Genomic DNA, 25,782 nt, shown 5'->3' with positions numbered 1-25,782 from the left:
GAAATGAATAAGAAAAAATTAATTGCATTAGCTGTCGTTTTCACAGTCTTTTGTAGCATAACATCCTGCAAAAAGTATCTGGACATAGTTCCTGACAACGTTGCCGTGATCGAAAATGCATTCAAACTTCGTATTGAAGCCGAAAAATACCTCTTTACCTGTTATTCTTACTTACCCAAAAATGGGGATGGCTGGTACAATGCCGGAATGATGTCGGGTGATGAAATCTGGTTGCCCCAAACAGATAAGGCGCATTGGCATCCAGCCTTTCAGATTGCCCAGGGGGAACAGAATAGAAGCAGGCCCTTATTTAATGAATGGGGTGGTGACTTAAAAGGAGGCGACGGAAGATTTAACTACCTCATGATGTTCAGGGCCATACGCCATTGCAACATCTTTCTTCAAAATATCAAAGACCCAACAAAAGCGCCAGATCTGGGAATAGCTGAACGGGAAAGATGGATCGGAGAAGTAGAGTTTTTGAAAGCCTATTACCACTATTACCTGATGAGGATGTATGGCCCTATACCGCTCATTGATGTAAATGCACCCGAATCCTCAGATCCGGAAGGGCTTTATTATAAACGCGCCCCAATAGATGAGACTGTAAATTATCTCTCGTCACTGTTGGATGCAGCGACTGAAAAGCTACCACAACGGATTTCTGACGAGAATAAAGAGCTGGGTAGAATAACCAAACCAATTGCGCTTGCTGTTAAGGCAAAACTCCTTTTGATGGCGGCAAGTCCGCTATTTAATGGGAATTCTGACTATGCAGGCTTTAGGGATAAAGAAAATACAACATTTTTCAATCCGGTGTTCGATCTTAAAAAATGGGAAAAGGCAAGGGATGCAGCCAAAGCAGCAATCGAATCTGCGGAGATAAATGGCAGTGCCCTTTACACTTATACCAATGATTCATATGGCTTAAGTGCAGAAACAAAAACTCAATTGAACATCCGCAATTCGGTAACCACCAGATGGAGTAATGAACACGTTTGGGCACTTTCAAACAGTTATTTTGTGAATGAGGCCCTTTGTATGCCACCAATGGCAGGCATCGCAAACGTGGATAGGTTCCAGTTACAAGGTGTTTGGGGAGCTCCGTTGAAAATTGCGAAAATGTTCTACAGCAAAAACGGTGTACCCATTGATGAAGATAAAACACTGGATTTTGGTAATTATATGCAAACCAGGGTAGCAACTGCCTCAGAACGTTTTACAATTGAACCTGGATTTGCAACAGCAAGACTTAATTATGACCGTGAGCCAAGGTTTTATGCTGATCTGGGCTTCGATGGAAGTAAATGGTATATGAAAGATGCGACCAGCACAGGTAGTGACGTAAACTCAGTATATGTCCAGTCAAAAAATGCAGAGCGATCTGGATTTGGTCATTTTACCAATTGGAATGAGACGGGTTATTTTATTAAAAAACTTGTTCATTGGGAGTCAACCACGAATACCAACAATGCCCCAAGCTGGAAGAGCTATCCCTGGCCGGAAATAAGACTGGCTGATCTCTATCTGATGTACGCTGAAGCTTTAAACGAAGTGGAACCCGGTTCTGTTACTGCAATCGGCTATGTAGACCGCGTAAGAACCAGGGCAGGATTAAAAGGTGTCGTAGAATCATGGACAAATTATTCCAAGAGTCCATCTAAGTATACCAGCCAGGCTGGCCTTCGGGAAATTATCCGTAGAGAACGCCTGATCGAACTGGCATTCGAAGGTCAACGATTCTGGGATCTCCGCAGATGGAAACTATCTGGCGAGGAGCTCAACAAGGATATCACGGGACTAAGTATTTTGGGTAAAACAACTGAGAGTTATAATATCGAACGAACTATTTTCAGCCAAACATTTATAGCACCCAGGGATTATTTTTGGCCGGTTGGAGACAATGAAATCAGAAAGAACCCAAAACTTGTAGAGAACCCTGGATGGTAGCATTTATTTTAAAGATAAAAATCATGAAATCAAAGAAAATAATAAATTACTTACTACTGTTTACATTGGTATCAGCCTTGTTTTCCTGTAAAGAGGAAGAACTTGGTGGTCCAAAAGAGCATGACGGAACTGTGCCGCAAATGGTAAGTAATATCCGTGTTGAGAATTTGAACGGTAAAGCCAGAATTACCTATAAGCTACCAAACGATAAGAATTTATTGTATGTCAAAGCAGTATTTAAACTGGCTAATGGTACTAATTTTGAAGCCAAATCCTCCTTTTATAAAGATACTGTTGTAGTTGAAGGATTTGCCGATACGCTGGAGCATCAGGTATCACTGTATTCTGTAAGCAGGAGCGAAGTACTTTCACAACCAACTATGGTAAAAGTAAAACCCCTGGAAGCCCCATTCCGTAAAGTATTTAAAAGCATCCAGGTTATCGATGCCTTTGGTGGATATAATCTTGCGGCTACAAATCCAACAAGAGATAATATTTCCATAATGGTAATGAAGAGGAATGTTTTTAAGCAATTTGAAGTGGATAATTTCAGGAGCATATTTACCCGTACTGATGCAATTCTATCGAAAATCAGGGGACTGGATACCTCAAAGCAGGAATTGGCAATTTTTGTTAAAGACAAATGGGGAAACAGTTCCGACACGCTTTACAAAACAATAAATCCAATATTTGAAGCCAAGCTCAATCCATCACTTTTCAGGGCTTTGGTATTACCTGGCGACGCTCCTCAGGTTACCAACGGCGCTGCGCTGAATTATGCCTGGGATGGCAGGCTCGGCTGGCCCTATACAAGTTTTACGCATCAGATCAATGGTGGTAATGGGCCGCATATGGTCAGTTTTGATACTGGCGTTTCGGCGAAATTAAGCCGGGTTTGGATTCGCCCTTTCCCAGAAGGAATAAGATATTATTATCTCTCTACGATGAAAAGGTTCGAAATCTATGGTTCCAGTAGCCCAAATCTAAATGGAGCTTTAGACTCAAGCTGGATTCTGCTGGGTAGTTACGAGGTTAAAAAACCTTCTGGATTGCCTTATGGGAATGATAATGCAGAAGATCAGGCCACTGCGGCAGCTGGTTTTAGTTGGGACATTGATCTCGCTGCACCTAAAGTGCGCTATCTGAGGATCAGATGCCTCGAAAATTGGGCAGGTGGAACCGCGCAAAGTATCAATGAAATAGAGGTTTATGGCTCGGCACAGTAAACAATTTGATTCATTATTTAGAACTAAGGAGATGAAATACAAAATAAAGAAAACCGTCCTTGTTTCCCTTGCAGCAGTAGCGCTGTTTGGTTGCTCTAAGCCGGATGATTATAAAAAATACCTGGATGAAGGAGATATCCTTTACTCGGGTAAACTGGATTCAGTTAAAATTAACCCAGGTAACAATCGCGTACAGCTGACCGGTCTATTAAAAGCCGATCCGAAAATCAACAAGATTAAAATCTTTTGGAATGATCGGAAAGATTCGATCGAGTATTCGGTAAATATGAATACAGATTCCCGAAAATTCAGTCAGATTTTTAATGTTGAAGAAGGGGTACGCAGCTTTTTAGTGTACACTTTTGATGCTGCAGGGAACCGTTCTATTGCTGTTAATGCCGTAGGGCGGGTTTATGGCCCACGTTATGCTGCTTCATTAACCAATCGTGTAATTGGCAGCGCAACCCAGGCCAATGGCGAAACTGCAATTGATTGGCTAACCATTGATCCTTCGGCAGGACCTTTCGCTACTGAAATCAGGTACAATTCTACAACCGGATTAAAAACTGTCAGGGTACCTATAGCAAGCGAACGTACCGTATTGAATGACCTTGCCAGTACGGCATCTACCATTAGCACCAGGACCTTGTACCTGCCCACTAAAACAAGTATAGATACTTTTTATACGGAATTTGTTCAGGTTGGTGTTTTAAAGGATGTTACTGCTCAGTATCTATCAAACACCAGGATCCCCTTTACTACCAGTGTGAAGGGAGACAGATGGGGAATACCAACTGGCTGGACAACCAATGATGCCGTGCGAAATTTCAGGCAGGCAGCAGGTGTATTTTACGGTGGGGTAGATGCCTGGTTTGGCGGCCCTCAACTGGCCATGGAAGCAGGATGGTCAGCAGATAATATGGTTACCATTACTGATGGTAAAATTTATCAAAGCCCTGTTTTACCAGCTGGATTGTACACCTTCGAAATGGATATCCCCGATTGTACCGCAGGGGGAGACTTCTATACTGTAGCGGCCGAAGGAGACGGCATACCCAATACAGGCAACATTGCATCTTCATTGGCCTACGCCAAGACTAATGCACCAGGTACACGTAAGATTACTTTTACATTAACTACCGAAAAGAAAGTGTCGCTTGGTTTCGTTGGCAATGTTCAAAATAAAGGAGCCGGAGATGGCACTTTCTGGAGAATTAGTCAGGTTCGCCTGAAATATTTGCCCAAAACTAATTAGAAAGGTTTCCTGAGCGCCAGAACATTCTGGCGCTTTTTTTATAACCTCATTGTTCTGAGTTGCCGATTCCGGAAAAAGCTTTTTGTTAACGCTGTCTGGACCCATCAGCTGTAAATTTCAAAATCGTTGCAAAAAATAACTAATTAGTGGTTGCTTTAATTCAACTTGATTGTCAGACTAAAACCTAAATTCGTTTATTGCTTTCTCATAATTTTGCTCATCAAACCTATAGAGGTTCGGAGCCTTATGTGCTCCACCTTTTCTGGGTTCGTCAAGTTTGATCAAAATATTGTAACGCATCATTTTTCTGTAGAAGTTTCCCCGGTTCAGCTTTTGTCCCAGTATGGTTTCATATAATGATTGTAGCTCTGGCATGGTAAAGGTGTTGGGAAGCAGGTTATAGCCGATAGGTTTGTAGCTGATGTGTTCCCTTAACGTACTTAATGCTTTTTGTAAGATTACTGCATGATCCATCACCATATTAGGTAGCTTATCAACCGGGATCCACTCACATTTGTCAGAAAAATTATCTGCAACAGGAATTACCTGTGTATAATCAACCAGGGCGTAATAGCCGATGGTGATAAAACGTTGCTTGTGCCATAAATCATCCGGATAGCTTTCAAAATAGCCTTCCGAGCGGTTAAGATCGCCAAAAACACCAAAATTATTCAGAAAAATTTTATCCACTCCGCTGCGCTCAAATAAGATCCGCTTTGCTGCATCATCAATAGATTCATCTTTGTTTACATAACCTCCCGGCAGGATCCAGTTGTCTTCGTTTTTCAGTTTTAGCAACAGCACTTTTAAGCTGTTATCGCGAAAGCCAAACACTACACTGTCAATTGAAATATGGGGTAGGGATTTACGCCACATTTCGGCACTCGCATCTTGTATTTCTTGAATAATCATTGCTGTAAAGTAATGTTTTTTAGACGTCGAAATTAATAATTTGTTTTTCTTAATTAAACATCTTAATATTGCTTCATAATGAAGCAATGAAAAGTCGCTTGATTTTTTCTAACCAATTTATCTCGCCTCAAAAATTTTTATGCTTCAAAAAACAATCAATAAAATATCAGATAGTTTAATTATTCGTTAGTTATGAGCACCCCTAAAAGCATTTTACTGTTTTTAATGTCGGCATTTTCCATTCCTATATTTGCCCAAGATCCTGTAAAGAGAGACTCCATCCCACAAAAGAAAATTGTAGAGAAAAAAGAAGAAGATAACCGAAATGTAATGCTCAATGCAGCAAACAATACCGGGCCAAGAGATGTAAATATTGGTCTTCCTTCAACTGTTGGAGGTATTACCATCCAGGAAAACGATTTGCCTGTGGTGTATTTTTTCTGGCCCGAACTGCCTAACAGAACATGGCGCCAGAGTGTAAGCCTGGCCAAAACGGGTCTGCTAAAAATAGGGGAATCGGTTATTACCACTGGCGATCTGGGTTTCGCGGTAAACTCTTATACCAAACTGGGAACGCCAAAGTTCGAAATGGTAGGTAATTTGTCGGCCAGTCATTATGGTTGGCTTAAAGGCGATGTAAATGTTTCCGGTCCATTATCCAATGGCTGGTCTTATGTAGCCGGTATTTATCAGAACTATGATCCAAATTCGTTTGATGTTCGGTTTTCTAACTATTCTGATAAAACCCAGATTTATCGTGCCGGTTTAACCAAACGCTTTAAAAAGGATAAAGGTGAGATCAGTTTCCTTTATAAATATGCCAAATCTATCTCTTTAACCAATTATGCAGTTTTCCAGTATAAGGAAAACGGGCAGGTGCAGGAATTGGATAATTTCAGAATCGGTAGGGATTCTTATATTATCAATGATGGAACGGTAAAAGTGAAAGATATTTTAACCGGAGAATTCAGTTATAAAAATTTAGGTAATAACGATGCTGCCTCAACTTCCCAGTCTTTTGATGTGCTGGGAAATTATAAACTGGGTAACGGATGGAAGTTTAATTTTTCTACCCGTTTCAGGTATGCAGAAGCAACAACACTTACAACTATTCCGCTAAGTATTTTTCAAACTGCATCAGGTGGTGGATTTTCTTATCAATCAACAGGGGAGGACTATGCCGGAAATGTAAATTCGATGTTGGCTTTGAGCTCGCCAAAGGTGCCTACGAAAACGGCAATGTCCAGGTTTGAAATTACAAAAAAAGTAAATAACCATGATTTAAGGATCGGTTTAACCGAATATTTTTATGATGTAGATAAATTTACCTCGAGCCGTTCTTTCTACTACCAAACCGTAGAGGCCAATCCCCGGAAATTGGTTAGAAATACTGCTGGCGGTAGTTCAAATACCGATTCGGATGGTTTTTACAACTATAATGTTGGCGGAGAATACCATAATGGATACGAAAATAAATTATCGGCCTATTTTTCTGATAAATGGCAAATTTCAAATAAACTATCCCTTAACTATGGCCTGAATTTACGCTACCAAAAAGTTAAGGGCGATTACTACTTAACCCCAAGAACCAGTGGTTTTGTGTTTGATCAGCGTCAGAAAACCTACATCGATAATAATTGGTTCCACCTTGGCGGATCTGTTAATGCAGTTTATAAAATTACCGATAAGCTAGGGCTCTTGGCTGATTTTACCTATGCAGAAAACAATGGTAGGTTAGAAAGTTATTCTGGAGCTGTTGTACCCAATGTGGATAAAACAAAAAGTCCGTTAGGTGCATTCGGGCTTTATTTTAACCATGATAAATTTAGTGTAGTTTCCCAGGCTACCTATCTTACCAGAAACAATTATCAGGCACGGCTAAATCTGGTTAATCCTAGCAATGGAAGCGATTCTCAGGTGGCTACCGTAAATTACGATATCCAGACGGTAGGCTGGACTACCGACATTGTAACCAATCCATTTAAAGGGTTTAACCTGCACTATCTGGTAACTTTCCAGAACCCAATTTATAAAAACTATAATTTTAATGCATTTGGCAAAAGTTACTCTTACGATAATAAAAACGTACTGGAGATTTCTAAAATCTTAATGGAGATCGATCCGAGTTACACCTATAAAAACGTAAAGGTCTGGGCAAGTTTCCGCTATTTCAGTAAGCAGTTTGCCAACCTCACCAATGCGCTTTATTTCGCCGCAAGGTGGGAAACCTTTGGAGGTGTAAACTATAAAATTAACAAACACTTTGATTTTGGCGTAACTGCGGTAAACTTCTTAAACCAGACCGGTGCTAAGGGCACAATCAATGGAGCAGAGCTGATTACCGATGACTCAGCTTATTATAACCAACTTTTAGTAGGCTCGTATATCCGTCCATTTACGCTTGAGGCCTCACTTAATTTTAGGTTTTAACATCAGAAAGCGCCACATGTAAATAATAAACAGATGAAAAAAATTACAACAACATTAACCCTAGGTGTTTTAGCCTGTTTTGCGGTAAATGCACAGCAAAATGATGGTTTTACGCTGGTAGAAAATAACAATGGTGCAACACTCGGTTATTCATCAGCCTCAGGCCTTAAAATTTTAACTATTGGGGGTAAAAAATTTAAGGATTTAAATAAAAACGGTAAGCTGGACAGGTATGAAGACTGGCGTTTATCTGCCGATGAGCGGGCTAAGGACCTGGCCTCAAAAATGTCGGTTGAGCAGATTGCAGGTCTAATGTTATACAGCCGTCATCAGGCCATGCCGGCAGGGATTTCGGGTTATAATGCAGGCACTTATGATGGCAAGATTTTTCCGGAAAGTAAGGCCAGCGCCTCTGATCTAACCGATCAACAGAAACAGTTTTTCAAGGACGATAACCTTCGTCATGTTTTAATCACCAGTGTGCAAACGCCGGAAGTGGCCGCCATTTGGAACAACAATGCACAGGCCTTTGTAGAAGGAATCGGCCTGGGTATCCCCGCGAACAACAGTACCGATCCACGAAATACTGCTTTAGTTACCAGCGAATTTAATGCAGGTGCCGGAGGGAAAATTTCTTTATGGCCCGATGGTTTGGGCATGGCAGCTACCTTCGATCCAAAAATTGTGCAACAGTTTGGCCAGATTGCTGCAAAAGAATACCGCGCCCTGGGCATTGCTACGGCATTATCTCCTCAGATAGATTTAGGCAGTGAACCCCGTTGGTACCGCATTGCCATGACCTTTGGCGAAAGCCCTTTATTAACTACCGATATGGCCAGGGCTTACATTGATGGTTTTCAAACTTCTTATGGTAAGCATGAAATTAAAGATGGCTGGGGCTACAAAAGTGTAAATGCGATGGTTAAACATTGGCCGAGTGGTGGGGCAGAAGAAGGTGGTAGAGACGGACATTGGGCTTATGGGAAATTCGCCGTTTATCCAGGTAATAACCTGCAGCAGCATATTGATCCTTTTGTAAATGGTGGATTTAAATTAAATGGAAAAACAGGTAAGGCTTCTGCCGTAATGCCCTATTATACCATCACTTTCGATCAGGATAAAAAGTACAACGAAAACGTAGCCAATGGTTACAGCAAATATATCATAACCGATCTGCTGCGCGATAAATATGGTTATGATGGTGTGGTGTGCACCGATTGGCTGGTTACCGGAGATGAGGGTAAAACGCCAAACCTATTTGCAGGAAAGCCCTGGGGAGCTGAGGCATTAAGTATTGCAGAAAGACATTACAAGGTGTTAATGGCAGGTGTTGACCAGTTTGGTGGTAACAACGATAAAAAACCGGTTCTGGAAGCCTATCAAATGGGCATTAAAGAATATGGTGAGAAATTTATGAGGGCACGTTTTGAGCGATCGGCAGTACGTTTACTGAAAAACATTTTCCGTGTAGGGCTTTTCGAAAATCCTTATTTAAATGTAGCCGAAACTAAAGCTACTGTGGGTAATGCCGGGTTTATGAAAGCTGGATATGATGCGCAGCTTAAATCAGTAATACTCTTAAAAAACAAGGCCAACATTTTGCCGCTCAAAGAAAAGAAAACTGTTTATATCCCTAAAATTTATTCGGCTCCCACAAAAGATTGGTGGGGAGTTTATACACCTGCCAGGTTAGATTATCCTGTAAATTTAGAGTTGGTTAAAAAATATTATAACGTAACCGATAATCCCGATCAGGCTGATTTTGCCTTGGTTTTTGTAACCAGTCCGCAGAGTGCCGAAGGCGGTTACGACATTAACGACAGGAATAACGGCAGCAATGGTTATGTGCCAATTTCATTACAATATGGCACTTACACTGCAGCATATACGAGGGCAAAAAGTATTGCCGCTGGCGATCAGGTAATCGACCCTACCATTAAAGATCGCAATTACAAAGGCAAAACGGTTACCGCTGCCAATACGATGGATTTAAGGACCATTTTGGATACTAAAGAAATGATGAAAGGTAAACCGGTAATTGTTTCGGTTACGGCGTCAAAACCAATGATCTTTAATGAATTCGAAAAGTCGGTAAATGGTATTGTACTAAATTTTGGTGTATCAACACAAGCCGTTCTGGATATTATTTCTGGTAACATAGAACCATCAGGCCTGCTTCCGGTACAGATGCCAGCGGATATGAAAACCGTTGAAGAGCAAAAAGAAGATGTGCCGTTCGATCTGGTTCCGCATCAGGATACCGAAGGCAACCGTTACGATTTTGGCTACGGCTTAAACTGGAAAGGTGTAATTAAAGATGCCAGAACAGCGCAGTATAAAGCTGTGAAACCATGAAAAATTTAAAGTTCGTTTTAATTCAATTCACTAAAATATAACATCATGAAAAATAAAATTATCTTAATACTGCTAGTCGCTTTAAGTTTCTCCATGTCGGTAAAAGCACAAGAAACTGTTAAATTATACAATGGCGTTGCCCCGGGATCAGAAAACTGGAAACAAAAGGAGGCCCAAACCTATTCCGAACTGTTTAAAACAGAAGTGGTTTACAACGTTACCTCGCCAGCTTTATTGGTTTACAAAGTACCGCAAGGTGTGCAGAATACGGGTACAGCCATTGTAATTGCGCCTGGAGGAGGTTTTCAGAGTTTATCCATCAACAGAGAGGGAATAGACCTTGCCAAAAGGTTAAGCGAAAAAGGAATTACTGCTTTTGTGCTCAAATACCGTTTGGTAGAAACCATCACTAACGACCCTGCAAAAGAAATGATGGATAAGTTGAAAGATCGCGCCACTTTTGAGAAACAGACTGCACCCGTAATTGAATTGGCCGCAGAGGATGGTAAAAAGGCACTCGAATATGTTTATGAAAATGCATCGAAATTTGGTGTAAAAGGCAGCCAGATCGGGATTATTGGTTTTTCTGCTGGCAGTACGGTTGCCATGCAAACGGTGTTAAACAATAATACAGTTTACATTCCAAATTTTGTAGCCTCTATTTATGGTGGTCCGGCGGCTGATTTGCTGCAAAAACCAATGCCAAAAAAGGTTACCCCAATGTTTGTTTGTGCAGCCAGCGATGATCAGTTAAAGCTTGCACCAAGAAGCATCCAGTTATACAATAAATGGCTTGATGGTGGCTATCCTGTAGAACTCCATATGTACGAAAAAGGTGGCCATGGCTTTGGTATGGGCAAACAAAACCTACCTGTAGATAGCTGGGCCGATCGGTTTGAAGATTGGTTGAAATATCAAAAGTTAATGAATTAATAAATATAGATTATGAAAAAGAACCATGTTAACGGGGTGCTTAAGCTTTCGCTGATGGGGGTATTGGTATTTGCCAATATCTCTTGGAAAAATGCTTCCACAAATGGAAAAAACCCAACCTTAACCATAAACGGTTTTACCTTTGAAGATATGAACAGGAACGGTAAACTGGATAAGTATGAAGATTACAGGCTTCCGATAAGCGAACGGATTGATGATCTGATCAGCAAAATGACCGATGAAGAAAAAGCATCGATGCTGATGGGTACGGGAATGCCTGGTTTCAACGGACTTACACCAGTTGTTGGCGCCGTTGAAGGCCGGGTGCCGGGTGCTGCGGGTGGTACTTACAAAATTAAGCGGTTGGGCATCCCCGAAATTATTGTGGCCGATGGCCCAGCCGGACTGCGTATTAAACCCATCCGTGATAACGATAAAAATACCTATTACTGTACCGCTTTTCCCGTGGGTACTGCATTGGCCTCGACCTGGAACCCAGAATTGATTCAGCGTGTTGGTAAAGCCATGGGTAATGAAGTGAAAGAATATGGTGTTGATGTGCTTTTGGCACCTGCTTTAAACATCCACCGCAATCCGTTAAATGGACGTAACTTTGAGTATTATTCCGAAGATCCCTTAATTGCAGGTAAAATCGCAGCAGCGATGGTTAACGGCATCCAATCAAACGGGGTTGGTACTTCGATCAAACACTTTGCGGCAAACAACCAGGAAACCAATCGCCTATCCATCAATGAGCACATCACCGAAAGGACCATGCGGGAGCTTTATCTGAAAGGTTTTGAGATTACCGTTAAAGAATCAAATCCCTGGACGGTGATGTCATCTTATAATCTGATCAATGGAACCTACACCTCTGCAAGAAAAGATCTTTTAACCGATATCCTCCGCGATGAATGGGGATTTAAAGGTATTGTAATGACCGACTGGTTTGGTGGTTATGCTGGTTTCAGTGCTTTAAAAGCAGGAACAAGCAATGTGGTAGCACAACAAGAGGCTGGTAACGACCTGCTTATGCCAGGGCTTCCTGCGCAAAAAGCAGCCATTTTAGAAAACATGAAAAACGGAAAACTTGCTAAGTCTGTAGTTGATGCCAATCTCAGGAGGATTTTAGAATTGGTTTTTAAATCGCCAACCACAGCCAAATACAAATATAGCAACAAGCCAAACCTTAAAGCCAATGCAGAAATAGCCAGAAATGCTGCTGCTGAAGGAATGGTTTTGCTTAAAAACAACAATAACTTATTGCCCTACACCGCCAAGGCAAAAGCAATTTCGGCCTTTGGTGTAACTTCTTATGATTTTATTGCCGGTGGTACCGGAAGTGGCGATGTAAACGAGGCATACACTGTTTCATTGATAGAAGGTTTAGAAAAAGGCGGTTATCAATTAGATGCCGAACTGAAAACATTGTACACTCCATTTGTCGCAAAAGAAAAAGCTGCAGAACTGGAGAGCCGTAAAGAACGTGGTATTTTGGCTTTGCCACAAAGATTGCCTGAACTTGAATTAAGCAAAGAACTCATTGCTAAAAAAGCAGAAACTACAGAACTGGCCATTATTACGATTGGCAGAAACTCGGGTGAAGGAGGAGATAGAACGGTTGATAACGATTTTAACCTTGCTGCTGATGAAGTAACCCTAATTAATAATGTAACCGGGGCTTTCCATGCAAAAGGGAAAAAAGTGGTGGTAATTTTAAATATTGGTGGGGTAATTGAAACTGCTAGCTGGAAAGATAAAGTTGATGCGATTTTATTATCGTGGCAGCCAGGACAGGAGGGAGGAAATTCTGTTGCGGATATTCTCTCGGGAAAAGTAAATCCATCGGGTAAATTAACGATGACTTTCCCTATAAAATATGAAGATACGCCATCGGCTAAAAACTGGCCGGGCACACCTATCCCGAATCCGGAAAATGTAACTTATGAAGAGGGGATTTATGTAGGTTATCGCTATTTCAATACATTTAAGGTAAAACCATCGTTTGAATTTGGTTATGGTCTGTCTTATACAAATTTTGAATATGCCGACCTTAAATTGAGTAGCAAAACTTTTAATGGAAAGTTAACCGCATTCATTACGGTAAAAAATACTGGTAAGGTTGCCGGTAAAGAAATTGTACAATTGTATCTTTCAGCACCACATCAAAATATTGATAAACCCGTTGAAGAACTTAAAGCTTTTGCTAAAACCACGCTACTTAAACCTGGCCAGTCAGAAACTTTACAGTTAACCCTGTCTCCGAAAGATTTAGCCTCGTTTATGGAAAGTAAAAGTGCCTGGATTGCTGAAACCGGAGTCTATAAAGTGGCTATTGGCTCATCATCTTTAAATATAAAACAAACTGCTGAATGCTCATTGCCGCAGGAACTGGAAGTGGAAAAAGTGCATAAAGCATTTACATTAACTGCTCCAATTAGCGAACTGAAAAGTAAATAATCTACAGGCTGCCTGAATTAAGGGCAGCTTGTGTTTTTAATATTGTATTTAAATCAAACCGCTTTTCATTATTAAGTAATATTAGATTTTTTCCCTCTAGTCAACAAGGTGGTATTATACGCTGATATTAACAAAACAGAGATTAATCTCCAATATTTCTAGCTTTGTTTACAGCTTAAGATATGATTTTATTGTTTAACTGTGTCCGGCAGCGGCAATATATTCAGGATCCACAGGTGATGTCATATCACTCGGCGCATTATCAAGATAAGACTGTTCAAGTTCGCCTAGTAAGGTTTTAAGCGTACTAATGCGAATGATCACTTCATCTTTTTGGGCTGAACTATGCTCGGGAGCACCGTTCATGGCATTAATCGTGTCTATGGCGTAGTCCATAAACCTTTTGGCATTTTCGGATAATGTTAAGTTTTCCATATTAGTAATTGTAGGTCTGCATTCGGTGCAGATGCTATCATAAGACAAATTTTCTGCTGATTGGTTTGGAGTAGATTCAAAATTACTTAATCTTTTGGATTACATTTTCTATCAAAGCAAGCCGTTTTACATCGCTTGGTTAGCGAATGCCCCGGTGTAGTGATGCATATCACCAGAACGCTGAAGGTCTTTAATAAGTGCGATGCCGTGAGCCGGATACTTTCCACAGCAGCCTCTTTCTGGTTTCAATCCTGCGTATTCCTTTGTGGATTATAGCAAAAGTTTTAAAATTATTTTTTTTGAAAAATAGTTTTTGATTTAAGTCGTTAACAATCAGTAAATTGTTTGTAGTAAGTTATCATGTCTCGTGGTTGTTTTTAGGGGTTATTTGCCAATACAAAATTTCGTAAAAATATTTTCCAACAAATCATCGGTAGTTACGGTACCGGTAATTTCACCAAGATAATGCAGGGCCTGTTTAATGTCCATAGCCAAGAAATCGGAAGTTACCGGGTTATCTACATTAGCTAAAACCCTTTGCAATGCATGTTCGGTTTGTTTTAAAGCCTCTACATGGCGAATATTAGTGACCAAAGTTTCGCTGGTATTGATATGATGCAGGTTAACCTGTTCCAGTAAGGTAGTTTTTAATTCTTCGATGCCTTGCTTTTCTTTAGCTGAAATAAAAACTACGTTTAAAGCTTCGAAAGCTTTGCGTTGTACATCATTAAGAAGTTCGGCTTTATTAACCAAAATTAAATAGGGGATAGCCAATTGCGCCAAACCGCGGATTTGCTCTTCAATTTCTGCCGTGCTTTGAGCGGCATCGGCCATGTAAATGATCAGTTTGGCCTGTTTCATTTTCTCTAAGGTACGTTCTACACCCAAAGCTTCAATAATATCGGCGGTATCGCGGATTCCGGCCGTATCGATAAAACGGAAAACGATACCGCCAATGGTCAGTTCGTCCTCAATGGTATCGCGTGTGGTGCCGGCAATATCCGAAACGATGGCTCGCTCTTCATTTAGCAGGGCATTTAATAAGGTAGATTTACCCACATTTGGTTTACCTGCAATTACAATGGGCACGCCATTTTTAATCACATTTCCCATTTCGAAAGAGGAGATGAGGCGTTGTAAAACGTAATTGATTTTGTTAACCAGGTTTTTTAGCTGTTCGCGGTTGGCAAACTCTACATCTTCTTCGGCAAAATCAAGCTCAAGTTCAATCATCGAAGCAAAATGGATCAACTGTTCGCGTAACCCCTTTAATTCGTTGGCAAAGCCACCACGCATCTGTTGCATGGCTACATCATGCGATGCTTTGGAATTGGAGGCAATTAAATCGGCAACGGCTTCTGCCTGACTTAGATCGAAAGCACCGTTTAAAAAGGCACGTAATGTAAATTCACCGGGTTTGGCCGCCCGGGCACCTTTGCTAATTAACAGGTTAATAATCTGTTGAATAATATAATTGGAACCATGGCAGGAAATTTCGACCACATGCTCTTTGGTATACGATTTTGGGGCAACAAATAAACCTGCTACCACTTCATCCACAATATGATCGCCATCTTTAACCAATCCAAAATGTAAAGTGTGTGTGGCCTGCTTTTCTAAATCTTTTCCTGCAAATACGGCATTGGTAAGTGAAATAGCCTCTGGACCAGATAAACGGATTACGCCAATGGCGCCAGAACCTGAGGGTGTAGATAAAGCAATAATGGTGTCTTGATTATTCATGTGTGGTATTAAAGCTGCAAAAATAAGGCTAATCTATGGGTATATGGTGTAAGAGAAGTAATTTTTTTGATCAGGGTTAATCGGTTAGTTGTTAGATGCGGTTAATCGCCGCTAAACGCCATGCGCTCAACTCCAAACTTATTTAAAACATTTTAATACCGATGGTGTTTAAATCTCAAATCAGAATAAGCTTTTTATGACGAACAATTTACCCCTAACTGTAAAACGATCGATAGAATTATTGGGGCTGATGGCCATCGCAGCAGTGATGGTTATCGGACGAGATATTATCATGCCGATATTGATGGCATTTTTCATCAGCATTATGCTGCTGCCCGTGTATCGCTTTTTAAAAAGAAAGAAAGTACCCGAATCACTGGCCATTATTTTACCCATTTTATTGGTGGCCCTTTTTGTGGCTTTGATAATCTGGTTTTTTTCGAACCAGATTGGGATTTTAGTTAAAGATTTTCCGCAGATCAAGGCTAACGTAACGCAACATATCAATTCGTTAAGCGATTGGATCAGTCGCATCACCCACTATAACGATAAACAGCAAAAAGCCTTTATCCAGGCCAAAAGTGATGATTTAATGAATATGGGTACATCAATGGCTGGTGGCGCTGCTCTTACTTTAAGCGGAATTTTTGTGTTTATCGGTTTGTTACCTATTTATATTTACCTGATGCTTTTCTATAAAGACATCATCCTGCGTTTTATCTTTATGTGGTTTAAAGCAGACGACCATCCTAAAGTAAAGGAAGCCATTTATGAAACCGAATCGATTATTAAAAGCTATTTGATCGGATTGTTGATTCAGATCACCTACATGACCATTTTACTGGGTGGAATATTGATGTTGATTGGTATCAAACATGCCTTATTAATAGGGGTAATCTTTGCCATATTAAATCTGATCCCTTATGTGGGCGCATTAATCGGTAACGTGATAGGGGTGTTGCTAACACTTACCTCTTCACAGGAGTTATGGCCAGTGCTGACCGTTTTAGGGGTAATTGCTTTTGTTCAGTTTTTAGATAATAACATTTTGATGCCGCGTATTGTGGGCTCTAAAGTGAAAATAAATGCTTTATTTGCTATCCTCGGTGTATTTATCGGAGGTAGCATTGCTGGGATTTCGGGGATGTTCCTGGCGTTGCCCATCGTAGCGGTTCTCAAAGTTATTTTTGATCGTACAGAATCGTTTAAACAATGGGGGGTATTACTTGGCGATGAACGCCCGGCCAAAAGTCCCATGACTTTCCCTATTTTTAGGAAGAAAAAACCGGTGGCTACCAAATCGGGAATTGAAAAAGGGTAGTTGTTTCTAATCATCCGATTTATACAGAAACTTAAAGCGCAAGGAATCTAATTTTTACAAGATCTCCTTGCGTTTTGTGTTATATTAATAATATGAAGTATTGAGGTTACTGTTCTGCTTCTCTGCAGCCTCAATAGGAGCATAGTTAGAAAGAATAAGTGCTTCACCTTTTTTAACACATACATCGTGCTCAAAATGCACAGATGGACTGCCATCAGCCGTTCTAATGGTCCAGCCGTCTTCATCCAGAAAAACATCTTTTTTACCCATATTAATCATTGGTTCAATGGCCATGACCAGATTTTCTCTTAAAAGTAAACCAGTGCCTTTTCTTCCGTAATTAGGTACTTGCGGATCTTCGTGCATCTCTTTACCCAAACCATGGCCTACAAGGTCTCTTACTACTCCGTAACCCTGCTTTTCGTTATGATTTTGGATGGCTGCACCAATATCGCCAATGCGTTTGCCCACAACAGCTTCTTTAATTCCAAGAAAAAGTGATTCTTTAGTTGTTTTGACCAGGTTTAATATCGCCGGAGACACTTCACCTATGATAAAGGTATAAGCATGGTCGCCATGGAAACCATTTTTAATCGTACCTACATCCACTGAGATAATATCTCCGTCTTTCAATTCATCTTTGGTTGGAAAACCATGTACAACCACATCGTTTACCGAGGTAATAATATGAAAAGGAAAGCCATTATAATTGTAAAAGGAAGGTACAGCACCATTATCCAGTATAAATTCGTTTGCTAATTTATCAATCTCCAGTGTGGTGATGCCTGGCTTTAGTATTTTAGCTACTTCTGCAAGGGTATCGCTCACCAGTAGCGCACTAATCTGCATCAGTTCTACTTCTTCGTTGGTTTTATATAAAATCATTGCTGCAAATTTAACAAAAGAAGCGCAAACCGAGAAAAGAGGAAAGAAATGTGATAAAATAATTGATTTACCTAATCAAAATAGGATAGTAGTTGGATACTCAATTTGCTTTCCATTAACAACATAACCGATAATCATGGGTTAAAACCTTATTTCTTATTCTGCTCAGGGTTTCTAAGCGCATACCAAGGTAACTGGCCAGATAGCGCAGCGGTATTCTGCTGATATCCAAACCGCTTTCCAAAAGTTTACGGTATCTGCCCATGGCTTTTGGTATACGTGCAAGAATAGCACGTTCTGATGCCGCATAATGCTGAAGTGCCAACAGTTTTCTAACGATTAGGTTAGACTCCGGATAGTTAGTGTACAATAAATCGATTAAGGTGTATGGAATGCAGATCAGCTGGCATTCTTCGAGGGCCTGAAGATACTCAAAAGAGTGGCTGGGTTGCTGATGGGGGTGACGTATAGCGCCAATAATTTCTTTGCCTGTGCTAAACCAGGTGCTGATATCATTTTTACCATCACGTATAAAACCACGTACCAGTCCGCTTACCAAAAAATATAGATAAACATTCGTATCTATTGGAGAAAGAATGTATTTGCTTTTTTTGATATGAATAAGCTTACAGGATTTTTCAAGTTCAACCTTAAAGGCTGCAGATAATGGATAGAACTGCTCAAGATAATCGAAAAGCGGGCGTAAAAATGATGTTTTGTAGTGCATAACTGAGACCTGATGTGATTTCTGTAAAAAGATCCGTGGCATACTCATTTGAGACGCCATATAAATGATGATCTGAAACCAAAGGTATCTGGCTTTTTGTTTGGCAATGAAGAATAAGGTATTTGTTATCTCTAACGATACGATAGTTAGACTAAAAAATGGTTTTACGGCAGTCTAAAGGCCTGAGTCCTGCGCGAAATAGGCTGTTGGCATTAAACCTGTTTCTTTTTTAAATGCATTATAAAATGTGGCCTGGCTCTTAAAGCCAGCCTCTGAAGCAATGGCTTCAATGGTTATTTTATCTGATTTTAAGGGATACTGTTTCAAAAAATAATTAACCCGGTAGCCATTTATCCAATCGCGGAAATTTTTGCCGATGTGTTTGTTGATCACGAAAGAACAGTGGTGGATGGGGAGGTTAAGTTTTGCAGCAAGATCGATAATCTGAAAATCGTGAACAAGATAAAGCTGTTCCCCTTCCATTATTTCTTTCATAGCAAAGGCATAATCGGCCAGCTGTGTAGCTAAAAGATTAATCTTTTTTACGGTTACAGGATGTTGCATGGTGTCTTCTGCAATTGCGGGGACCAATAGGTCATCCATATCTATTTGCTGGGTTGCTGGTTTTTTAGTCCAGTTTACTGCTACCAGCAAATAGCCATAAAAAATATAGGGCTTGTGAAGCGTATATAATAAAATAATCAGCAGGGCCAGGCAGTTCAGTATGATAAAATAAGTATTGATGTAAGGGATATGTAAGCTTCTTAAAATAATAGGTAACAGACCAAGCAACTGAAAAAAAGTTGCAGCACGAAGAAAAAAGATAATCCATGTTCTGCCTTCGCTTTCGAGTGGTTGTTGTGGTTTTTTCTTAAGGCGTAGTACCTCAATCCAGGTGGCGCATAAATAGCCTATTACCAGCATAGGCCTAAATATGTAATGGAAATATGGCGGAAAAAGACCAGTTTTTGCTTTTAAAGAGAAGTAACCGTTTTGGGCTAATTGAGTACCCACTAAATTCCAATCGGTGGTAACAGAAAAATGCAAGGGGATTACATGAATAATGGCCAGCAAAGCAGGAATAAAGTGGAGCCATTCTATTTTTTGTAAATGTTTACGATCCTGAAGAAAACCTGTAATGTATAGGTAAAAGCAGGCTGGAGCCGCAAAATAAAACGGCGTAAAAGTTTGATGAAAAAATGCTAAAGCATGAGGCTGGCCTGCTTTAAAGAGCAGGGAAGTCAGGACCTGTCCAAATCGTGCAAAAAATATAACAGAAAGTAATATGTTTAACAGTTTATTCCCTCTTTTCGCGAAAAAAAGATGCATGGAGAATAAAAGTAAAAATAAACAAGTAGTACTAATGAGAAGATTTAACGACTGCATATTTCCAACCAAGGTAAGACATAATTGCAATATTAATTTCCTTGATTTAAAATTTTTTTATAATGAAATGCCCCAAGCTTTACATGCTAAAAATGAGGAGGTTTGAGCGAAATATGGACTGATTACCAATCGGCTCCTATCTTTTTATCGGTTTTTTATATTATTTGCAATAATGATTTGGCATAAACGTTTGTTTAATTTATAAAAAGCAATAGTTTTGCGGCCCGTTTATTGTTAGCGGAAAAGTAATATTATTTAATTAACGGATGTTTACCATCCCTATAAAAGAAAAATTATGGACAAATTTAAAAAAGTGCAAGATCTAATCTCTTCTGTTGAAGCAGACGTAACTAAATTTTATGATGGTGGTAATGCTGCAGCAGGTACACGTGTACGTAAAGCTATGCAAGACTTAAAAGTTTTAGCCCAGGAAATTAGAGCTGAAGTAACTGATAAAAAAAATAGTGCAAAATAATTTGTTTTCGCTTTAAACAGAAAGCCCATCTACACCTAGATGGGCTTTCTGTTTATATGCATATTCTAGTGTTGTGCGCTAAGCTATCTTTACCTTTACTTGCTGCGTTTACTGGTAACCAATTTATCGGTAAAAAAGTCACGAAAATCATTATAATAAAGATCGCCCACTGTAAAGCTGGTGTGGTTAGAAAGTGTTACCCTTGTACCTTCAACATGTAAAATATGATCAATGGAAATAATATAACCTCTGTGCAGTTGGATAAATCCTTTTTCTATGTTCAGCTGTTCTTTAACATCTTTCAGGCTTAAATAGGCAATAATTACTTTCTCTTTAGTATGGATTTTGATGTAGTTGTGAAAGCTTTCAAAAGCTATGATGTCTGCGTATCGTACTAAAACAGCTTTGTGTGCTTCAGATTTATTTTTCACAAAGAAGTAATCCTCCTGTGCGGTATCTTCTGTTTCTTGTCCAAAAACCCGGTTTAGCGTGAAGGCAAATTTAGCATAACCGTAAGGTTTAAGTAAATAAGCATCTGCATCTGCTTCGAAAGCTTCAAAAGCATATTCCTCATGTGAAGTGGTAAATATCAGCTTCCGGGTTTTAGAGCGGATTGCTTTAGAAAGTTCAATGCCCGAAAGTTGTGGCATTTGAATATCCATAAATATCACATCTACCAGATCAATATCCTTCAATTCGTTTAAAGCTGCCATCGGATCGGTGTAACTAGCTAAGAGTTCCATATTCGGGGTATCCGCTATGTATTTTTCAAGACCCGAGATCGAGTTTTGCTGGTCGTCAATGGCTATACACCTAATCATTTGTTGATCTTCTTTTTATATAACGAATTTACACCTTTTCGCAGTGAAAATAGAATAATTATCATGTTTTGCCTTAATTTTCCTCTCCATAGGTTTATTTCAAATGATAAAAACAGCTTTATTGTTTATGTAAGGGCAATTAATGTATGTAATTCAATAAAATTTTGTGATTCATTAATCTGGAAAGTAGAAAGGTGATGATTTGTGTCCAACATGAAAAGAATTGTTGGTAATTTTATGCGTAAGAGCCCAATATTTACTTCATAGCATGGATGATTAGGAAAAGGTTACTAATGTTTTATTGATTGATTTAAGAATCTGGTTAACATATCCACCGATCTGTAACGGAAACAAGCCGATCTATGTAAGGAAACGCTGAAAATGAGAATAGAATGCGATATTAGTACATAATCTAAAAAGTGCATGGCATATTAAAGCAGATCATGTTACATTGATAAATAAATTAACATCTACCTATAAAAGCATAGTATCTAAATTATCTCTCTTTCCTATCTAAATTAGCGCCCTTTTTTAGATAGGATTTTTAATCAGGTCATGCTTTAATTAATTCTGGATATTCCGTATTTCGTCAAAATACCCGGCTGCATGATTATGTATGAAGAGTATTTAAAAATTAAATAAATTCTTTCCTAAGTCAGCCTGAGCGTAGTATAAGGCCATTTCAAAGCATTAAGACAGCCCTTTTACTCCGATCATGTGACAGCAAAAGGCCATTTATAAAATAGCTAGCATTTTTTTTGATCTGTTAAACGATATCGGCCAGGTATTGGTACTGCTCGCTGCAGCTATAGTATAATATGCTTTTGCCTTATCCTGGTTACCCTGAATAAGCCTGACATAAGCGTTTAACTCATAAATAAAATTCTTTAATTTGGTGTCTGTTTCTTTTTCAGCGACTAAATAATCGAATATTTCTGCAGCTGCATTTAAACGTTTATCATTAAAGCTTTCTATTTTAAAACCGCCAGGCATTGCAAACCAGTACTCCCAAATCCCACCATTGGCATGCTTATTATATGCGTCTTTAACCAGTTGAATACCTACTTCTAATAAAATGTTATTGATTGTACTGTCTATTTTATCCGTACTTTTACCCAATTCGAAATAGCGGTCTATAGTTGGCTGTAATCCTTTTTGATTGATCTCATTCAATATCATCTCTTTCCGGTACATAGGCTTATCGCTCATTAAAAACTGTTCGTAAGCAAAGCTTGTAGGAAAATGATCACTTATTTTTTCTAACCGGTAACCTTTCGTTAACGCTTTCTTTACGTCAATTACATAAGGATGCTCAAAGTCGTGAAAATGATATATGGTTATTATTCCACGTTTAAGATCATATATATTACTGTAAATAGTAGATAACTTCCCCTCTTGTCGGGTACGATTTAATATATCGCGAAAAAAAGGAACGTTTATCGCTTTTACTTCTTTTAACATCTCTTCTGAGATATCATATCTTCGGCAAGAATAGGTTTTGTTTTGTACTTTGCTGATATCAAAATTTGTATTGATCTGATAATGTCCTGATTTGGGTAATTTAGTTCCGGCATTAATAACTATTGAATTTCCAAGTGCATCTGCAATTAGTACCTGCGAACTGATCGCGTAATCGTATTTTTCAAGATAAACCAAAGCTTCCTTTACAGTTTTACATTTGCCAAGAATTTCAAATAAAAGATCTCCCTGGTATACATTTTTAGGGTGATATTTAGCAGGATCGATGTTTTGTGCGGTAAAATCGTAAAACAGGCCATGTTCATTCATGGCAGCTTGTGCTTGTAGATCAGGCAGTCCGAAACAAACCGAACCATATCTTTCTGCAGTTTTAGGGTTAAACCACATCCTTGCAAAACCCATGTAATCATCTTCGTTGGCTGCAGCAAATACTTCACCTTTTAGTGCACAGGAAATTACAGTACAAGCTTGGCTGGGTTTAAAGAAAATAAATATAGCGATAACCGCAAGTGTCGTTATTTTTTTCATGTTTAAATTTTTTCAATGGTGCCAAGTTTGTGCCAATAAGCTTAAACATGTGTTAGCGCCACAGTGCATCCTTTTACAGAAATTGAGATCAGAATATGTTCATTACCGTACAATATGCGATCGTTACCTGACAATGTAAATATAATAATTCTTGTTGTTGTTACCTAGTTTAGATAGTATCGGATTTATTTAATGGTATTAGTCTCAAGTAGAATAATTGGACAGCGATAAAAAGGGATGAATACAGAACAAATCTGCATTTATCTAAAATGTGCCGATGTTTTGTAAAAAAAATGAAAACATAAGGGTACTAGTAAGATAACAGCCTATGTGTTGCAATGAAACCGGTTGTATTGTATTATCTTTGTGTGATCTCTATGCGTATTTACGGTTCATATTCTGATAGCGAATTGGCGTACTTGTTAACTCAAGGTGACGAGCAGGCTTTTACCGAAATTTACAATCGTTTTTATGGCCTACTTTTCATCCACGCCAGTAAACGTTTAAATGATGAAGAGGAAGCGAAAGATGTACTACATCACTTGTTCGAATCACTTTGGGTAAAACGTTTACAGGTTGCGCCTGACGGTAACTTATCCGCCTATTTATATACAGCTGTACGCAACCGTGTGCTGGATGTTTTTGCACATCAAAAAGTAGAAAGCAAATACGTCGATTCTTTGCAGGATTATATGGATCAAGATCATGTGCTTACCGATTATTTGGTGCGTGAAAAACAAATGGCATTATTGATTGAGCAAGAAATTGATGCTTTGCCACCCAAAATGCGCGAAATATTTATTTTAAGTCGCAAAGCGAATAAAACACATAAAGAAATTGCATTAGAATTAGGTCTTTCGGAACTAACTGTTAAAACCCAGGTTAAAAAAGCACTACGAATTCTTAAATCAAGGTTGGGTGTAGCTATTTATATAGCTTTCCTCTTTAAAACCTATCAATAGGGTGCTTTTGATCGTGTAAATAAAGCATTTTGTCTTCAAATGGGCTGTATCTGAATTATTTTTCAAAAAAAATAATATTCTGATACCCCCAGGCATATACCTTAGCCGTATATACATTAATCAACCCAAACAAACTTCTTTTTAATGGAGAAAAATGCGAAAAAGCTTTTAGACAAGTACATTGCTGGTAAGTGTTCGCCCGAAGAGATGGCTGTTGTAGAAGATTGGTATCTGCAATTACCTTTTGAAAACGAAGCGCCTCATCATTCCCGAATAGAATCCAGCAAACAAGAAGTTTGGAGCCAGTTAAGTCCTCGCGGTAAATCTGTAAAAATGGTTACTGTTAAACGGTTTGCCGTTGCAGCAAGTCTGATTTTATGCCTTAGCGTTGGGCTCTATTTTGTAATGCAGCATTACGCTACTCCTTTAACTGCCAAAACCGAATTAAAAAATATTCTTCCTGGCGGAAATAAAGCGATGTTAACACTAGCCGATGGAACGGTGGTAAATCTGGATGATGCTAAAAACGGTCAGATTGCGAGCCAGAATGGTATTATTATCCAGAAGGCTAAAAACGGGCAACTCGAATACATCATCAAAGAAATTCCGAATGCCCCGGTTACAGGCTCTAACACCATAAGCACGCCCCGTGGCGGACAATACCAGGTAAGCCTGCCAGATGGAACAAAGGTTTGGCTTAATGCAGCTACCACCTTAAAATATCCTTATGCTTTTGCAAAAAATGAAAGAATGGTAGAATTAAATGGAGAAGCCTATTTTGAAGTTTCTAAAGATCGTACCCGTCCTTTTAGGGTAAAAACCCATGCGCAAACGGTTGAAGTTTTAGGTACACACTTCAATATTAATGCCTACAGGGATGAAGCTTTCGTTAAAACCACGCTTTTAGAAGGTGCAGTAAAAGTGAGCAATGCCTCTGGTACTATAAACCTGCTCCCGGGCGAACAATCCAAGCTAAATATAAACACAGCTAAATTAACGCTCAATCAGCAGGTTGATATTGATAAAGAAATGGCCTGGAAGAATAATATTTTCTCTTTTGATGATGATGATCTGCAAAGTATTATGCGGCAGATTTCGCGTTGGTATGATGTAGATGTAGTTTATCAGGGCAAAATTTCAACAGAAAAATATATAGGCGAAATTCCAAGAAGTAGCAACCTGGCAGAGGTATTTGAAATATTAGAACTTAACCACGTTCATATTGATATAAAAGGCAAAGTGCTTACCGTAACAAGAAATTAAACAAGAATGGCTTCTTTAAACAGCCGGAAAAATCAACCAACCAATTTACAAACTAACTAAACTTTATGATGAAAAAACTACCAGAAATTTAGCATCCTACCTTTAAAAAAAACCGAAAGCGCGACAACGCTTCCGGTAGAAATTTGGACAAGCAGCTTGCTTCGAAACCCAGCTGCTATTTTTTAACCTCATTCATAACAAAGGTATGAAATTAACTACCCTTTACAACCCCGTGT

Annotated in this window: 19 protein-coding genes; 11 read left to right on the top strand and 8 right to left on the bottom strand. The window is 39.2% G+C overall.

Annotated elements, in window-relative coordinates:
- The first annotated feature begins 3 nt into the window (after positions 1–3).
- Genes OQX63_RS01840 through OQX63_RS01830 form a run of 3 tightly spaced genes read left to right on the top strand, consistent with a single transcriptional unit; the run spans position 4 to position 4,431 of the window.
- Positions 4–1,950 (top strand): RagB/SusD family nutrient uptake outer membrane protein, encoded by a 1,947-nt coding sequence (locus tag OQX63_RS01840; RefSeq protein ID WP_265849190.1) that lies wholly within the window; start codon positions 4–6, stop codon positions 1,948–1,950.
- Positions 1,951–1,973: 23 nt separating this feature from the next.
- A complete protein-coding gene (locus OQX63_RS01835; RefSeq protein WP_265849189.1) occupies positions 1,974–3,176 on the top strand; it encodes a DUF4959 domain-containing protein in 1,203 nt (400 codons plus the stop codon).
- A 31-nt stretch (positions 3,177–3,207) separates the two neighbouring features.
- Positions 3,208–4,431: a DUF4998 domain-containing protein gene (locus OQX63_RS01830; RefSeq protein ID WP_265849188.1), complete on the top strand. Its 1,224-nt coding sequence runs from the start codon at positions 3,208–3,210 to the stop codon at positions 4,429–4,431.
- 177 nt (positions 4,432–4,608) lie between these two features.
- Here the strand turns inward: OQX63_RS01830 and OQX63_RS01825 are convergent, their stop codons facing one another.
- Positions 4,609–5,343: an NUDIX hydrolase gene (locus OQX63_RS01825; protein WP_265849187.1), complete on the bottom strand. Its 735-nt coding sequence runs from the start codon at positions 5,341–5,343 to the stop codon at positions 4,609–4,611.
- A gap of 192 nt (positions 5,344–5,535) precedes the next feature.
- On the opposite strand from OQX63_RS01825, the gene OQX63_RS01820 reads away from it, so the two are divergent.
- Genes OQX63_RS01820 through OQX63_RS01805 form a run of 4 tightly spaced genes read left to right on the top strand, consistent with a single transcriptional unit; the run spans position 5,536 to position 13,521 of the window.
- The gene (locus OQX63_RS01820; RefSeq protein ID WP_265849186.1) at positions 5,536–7,773 is read left to right on the top strand and encodes a hypothetical protein; all 2,238 of its coding nucleotides are present in this window, start codon (positions 5,536–5,538) and stop codon (positions 7,771–7,773) included.
- Positions 7,774–7,806: 33 nt separating this feature from the next.
- Positions 7,807–10,128: a glycoside hydrolase family 3 protein gene (locus OQX63_RS01815; protein ID WP_265849185.1), complete on the top strand. Its 2,322-nt coding sequence runs from the start codon at positions 7,807–7,809 to the stop codon at positions 10,126–10,128.
- 45 nt (positions 10,129–10,173) lie between these two features.
- Positions 10,174–11,061 carry an alpha/beta hydrolase gene (locus tag OQX63_RS01810; protein WP_265849184.1) on the top strand — a complete coding sequence of 296 codons (888 nt, stop codon included), beginning with the start codon at positions 10,174–10,176 and terminating at the stop codon, positions 11,059–11,061.
- A 12-nt stretch (positions 11,062–11,073) separates the two neighbouring features.
- Positions 11,074–13,521 (top strand): glycoside hydrolase family 3 N-terminal domain-containing protein, encoded by a 2,448-nt coding sequence (locus OQX63_RS01805; RefSeq protein WP_265849183.1) that lies wholly within the window; start codon positions 11,074–11,076, stop codon positions 13,519–13,521.
- A 195-nt stretch (positions 13,522–13,716) separates the two neighbouring features.
- On the opposite strand, the gene OQX63_RS01800 is transcribed toward OQX63_RS01805, so the two are convergent.
- A complete protein-coding gene (locus tag OQX63_RS01800) occupies positions 13,717–13,956 on the bottom strand; it encodes a hypothetical protein (protein ID WP_265849182.1) in 240 nt (79 codons plus the stop codon).
- Positions 13,957–14,340: 384 nt separating this feature from the next.
- Positions 14,341–15,699 (bottom strand): tRNA uridine-5-carboxymethylaminomethyl(34) synthesis GTPase MnmE, encoded by a 1,359-nt coding sequence (gene mnmE, locus OQX63_RS01795; RefSeq protein WP_265849181.1) that lies wholly within the window; start codon positions 15,697–15,699, stop codon positions 14,341–14,343.
- A 196-nt stretch (positions 15,700–15,895) separates the two neighbouring features.
- Here mnmE and OQX63_RS01790 point away from each other — a divergent pair, with 196 nt between their 5' ends.
- A complete protein-coding gene (locus tag OQX63_RS01790) occupies positions 15,896–17,020 on the top strand; it encodes an AI-2E family transporter (protein ID WP_265849180.1) in 1,125 nt (374 codons plus the stop codon).
- A gap of 84 nt (positions 17,021–17,104) precedes the next feature.
- Here OQX63_RS01790 and map read toward each other — a convergent pair whose 3' ends face one another.
- From map to OQX63_RS01775, 3 genes are all read right to left on the bottom strand, one after another.
- Positions 17,105–17,905, bottom strand: a complete 801-nt coding sequence (map, locus tag OQX63_RS01785) for a type I methionyl aminopeptidase (RefSeq protein ID WP_265849179.1) — start codon at positions 17,903–17,905, stop codon at positions 17,105–17,107.
- A 115-nt stretch (positions 17,906–18,020) separates the two neighbouring features.
- Complete coding sequence (locus OQX63_RS01780) at positions 18,021–18,632, bottom strand: Crp/Fnr family transcriptional regulator (RefSeq protein WP_265849178.1); 612 nt, start codon at positions 18,630–18,632, stop codon at positions 18,021–18,023.
- A 174-nt stretch (positions 18,633–18,806) separates the two neighbouring features.
- Positions 18,807–19,961, bottom strand: coding sequence for a helix-turn-helix domain-containing protein (locus tag OQX63_RS01775; RefSeq protein WP_265849177.1), 1,155 nt, complete (start codon positions 19,959–19,961; stop codon positions 18,807–18,809).
- 352 nt (positions 19,962–20,313) lie between these two features.
- Between OQX63_RS01775 and OQX63_RS01770 the strand changes: the two genes are divergently transcribed.
- Complete coding sequence (locus OQX63_RS01770; RefSeq protein ID WP_057933955.1) at positions 20,314–20,493, top strand: histone H1; 180 nt, start codon at positions 20,314–20,316, stop codon at positions 20,491–20,493.
- A 95-nt stretch (positions 20,494–20,588) separates the two neighbouring features.
- Here OQX63_RS01770 and OQX63_RS01765 read toward each other — a convergent pair whose 3' ends face one another.
- Complete coding sequence (locus OQX63_RS01765) at positions 20,589–21,314, bottom strand: LytR/AlgR family response regulator transcription factor (RefSeq protein ID WP_265849176.1); 726 nt, start codon at positions 21,312–21,314, stop codon at positions 20,589–20,591.
- A 735-nt stretch (positions 21,315–22,049) separates the two neighbouring features.
- Positions 22,050–23,321 (bottom strand): carcinine hydrolase/isopenicillin-N N-acyltransferase family protein, encoded by a 1,272-nt coding sequence (locus tag OQX63_RS01760; RefSeq protein ID WP_265849175.1) that lies wholly within the window; start codon positions 23,319–23,321, stop codon positions 22,050–22,052.
- A 338-nt stretch (positions 23,322–23,659) separates the two neighbouring features.
- On the opposite strand from OQX63_RS01760, the gene OQX63_RS01755 reads away from it, so the two are divergent.
- Positions 23,660–24,283, top strand: a complete 624-nt coding sequence (locus tag OQX63_RS01755) for an RNA polymerase sigma factor (RefSeq protein ID WP_265849174.1) — start codon at positions 23,660–23,662, stop codon at positions 24,281–24,283.
- Between the two features lie 144 nt (positions 24,284–24,427).
- Positions 24,428–25,546, top strand: coding sequence for a FecR family protein (locus OQX63_RS01750; protein WP_265849173.1), 1,119 nt, complete (start codon positions 24,428–24,430; stop codon positions 25,544–25,546).
- Positions 25,547–25,782 lie beyond the last annotated feature (236 nt).

The sequence above is a fragment of the Pedobacter sp. PF22-3 genome (assembly GCF_026239555.1).
Lineage (GTDB): Bacteria > Bacteroidota > Bacteroidia > Sphingobacteriales > Sphingobacteriaceae > Pedobacter.
Note: the sequence above shows the minus strand (reverse complement) of the source record. Positions and strands in the feature narration are given on the sequence as shown.

What these genes read in the sequence shown, in the direction of transcription:
- OQX63_RS01840 (WP_265849190.1), top strand. Translation starts at nt 4, where the DNA reads ATGAATAAGAAAAAATTAATTGCATTAGCTGTCGTTTTCACAGTCTTT.
- OQX63_RS01835 (WP_265849189.1), top strand. Translation starts at nt 1,974, where the DNA reads ATGAAATCAAAGAAAATAATAAATTACTTACTACTGTTTACATTGGTA.
- OQX63_RS01830 (WP_265849188.1), top strand. Translation starts at nt 3,208, where the DNA reads ATGAAATACAAAATAAAGAAAACCGTCCTTGTTTCCCTTGCAGCAGTA.
- OQX63_RS01825 (WP_265849187.1), bottom strand. Translation starts at nt 5,343, where the DNA reads ATGATTATTCAAGAAATACAAGATGCGAGTGCCGAAATGTGGCGTAAA.
- OQX63_RS01820 (WP_265849186.1), top strand. Translation starts at nt 5,536, where the DNA reads ATGAGCACCCCTAAAAGCATTTTACTGTTTTTAATGTCGGCATTTTCC.
- OQX63_RS01815 (WP_265849185.1), top strand. Translation starts at nt 7,807, where the DNA reads ATGAAAAAAATTACAACAACATTAACCCTAGGTGTTTTAGCCTGTTTT.
- OQX63_RS01810 (WP_265849184.1), top strand. Translation starts at nt 10,174, where the DNA reads ATGAAAAATAAAATTATCTTAATACTGCTAGTCGCTTTAAGTTTCTCC.
- OQX63_RS01805 (WP_265849183.1), top strand. Translation starts at nt 11,074, where the DNA reads ATGAAAAAGAACCATGTTAACGGGGTGCTTAAGCTTTCGCTGATGGGG.
- OQX63_RS01800 (WP_265849182.1), bottom strand. Translation starts at nt 13,956, where the DNA reads ATGGAAAACTTAACATTATCCGAAAATGCCAAAAGGTTTATGGACTAC.
- mnmE (WP_265849181.1), bottom strand. Translation starts at nt 15,699, where the DNA reads ATGAATAATCAAGACACCATTATTGCTTTATCTACACCCTCAGGTTCT.
- OQX63_RS01790 (WP_265849180.1), top strand. Translation starts at nt 15,896, where the DNA reads ATGACGAACAATTTACCCCTAACTGTAAAACGATCGATAGAATTATTG.
- map (WP_265849179.1), bottom strand. Translation starts at nt 17,905, where the DNA reads ATGATTTTATATAAAACCAACGAAGAAGTAGAACTGATGCAGATTAGT.
- OQX63_RS01780 (WP_265849178.1), bottom strand. Translation starts at nt 18,632, where the DNA reads ATGCACTACAAAACATCATTTTTACGCCCGCTTTTCGATTATCTTGAG.
- OQX63_RS01775 (WP_265849177.1), bottom strand. Translation starts at nt 19,961, where the DNA reads ATGCATCTTTTTTTCGCGAAAAGAGGGAATAAACTGTTAAACATATTA.
- OQX63_RS01770 (WP_057933955.1), top strand. Translation starts at nt 20,314, where the DNA reads ATGGACAAATTTAAAAAAGTGCAAGATCTAATCTCTTCTGTTGAAGCA.
- OQX63_RS01765 (WP_265849176.1), bottom strand. Translation starts at nt 21,314, where the DNA reads ATGATTAGGTGTATAGCCATTGACGACCAGCAAAACTCGATCTCGGGT.
- OQX63_RS01760 (WP_265849175.1), bottom strand. Translation starts at nt 23,321, where the DNA reads ATGAAAAAAATAACGACACTTGCGGTTATCGCTATATTTATTTTCTTT.
- OQX63_RS01755 (WP_265849174.1), top strand. Translation starts at nt 23,660, where the DNA reads ATGAAACCGGTTGTATTGTATTATCTTTGTGTGATCTCTATGCGTATT.
- OQX63_RS01750 (WP_265849173.1), top strand. Translation starts at nt 24,428, where the DNA reads ATGGAGAAAAATGCGAAAAAGCTTTTAGACAAGTACATTGCTGGTAAG.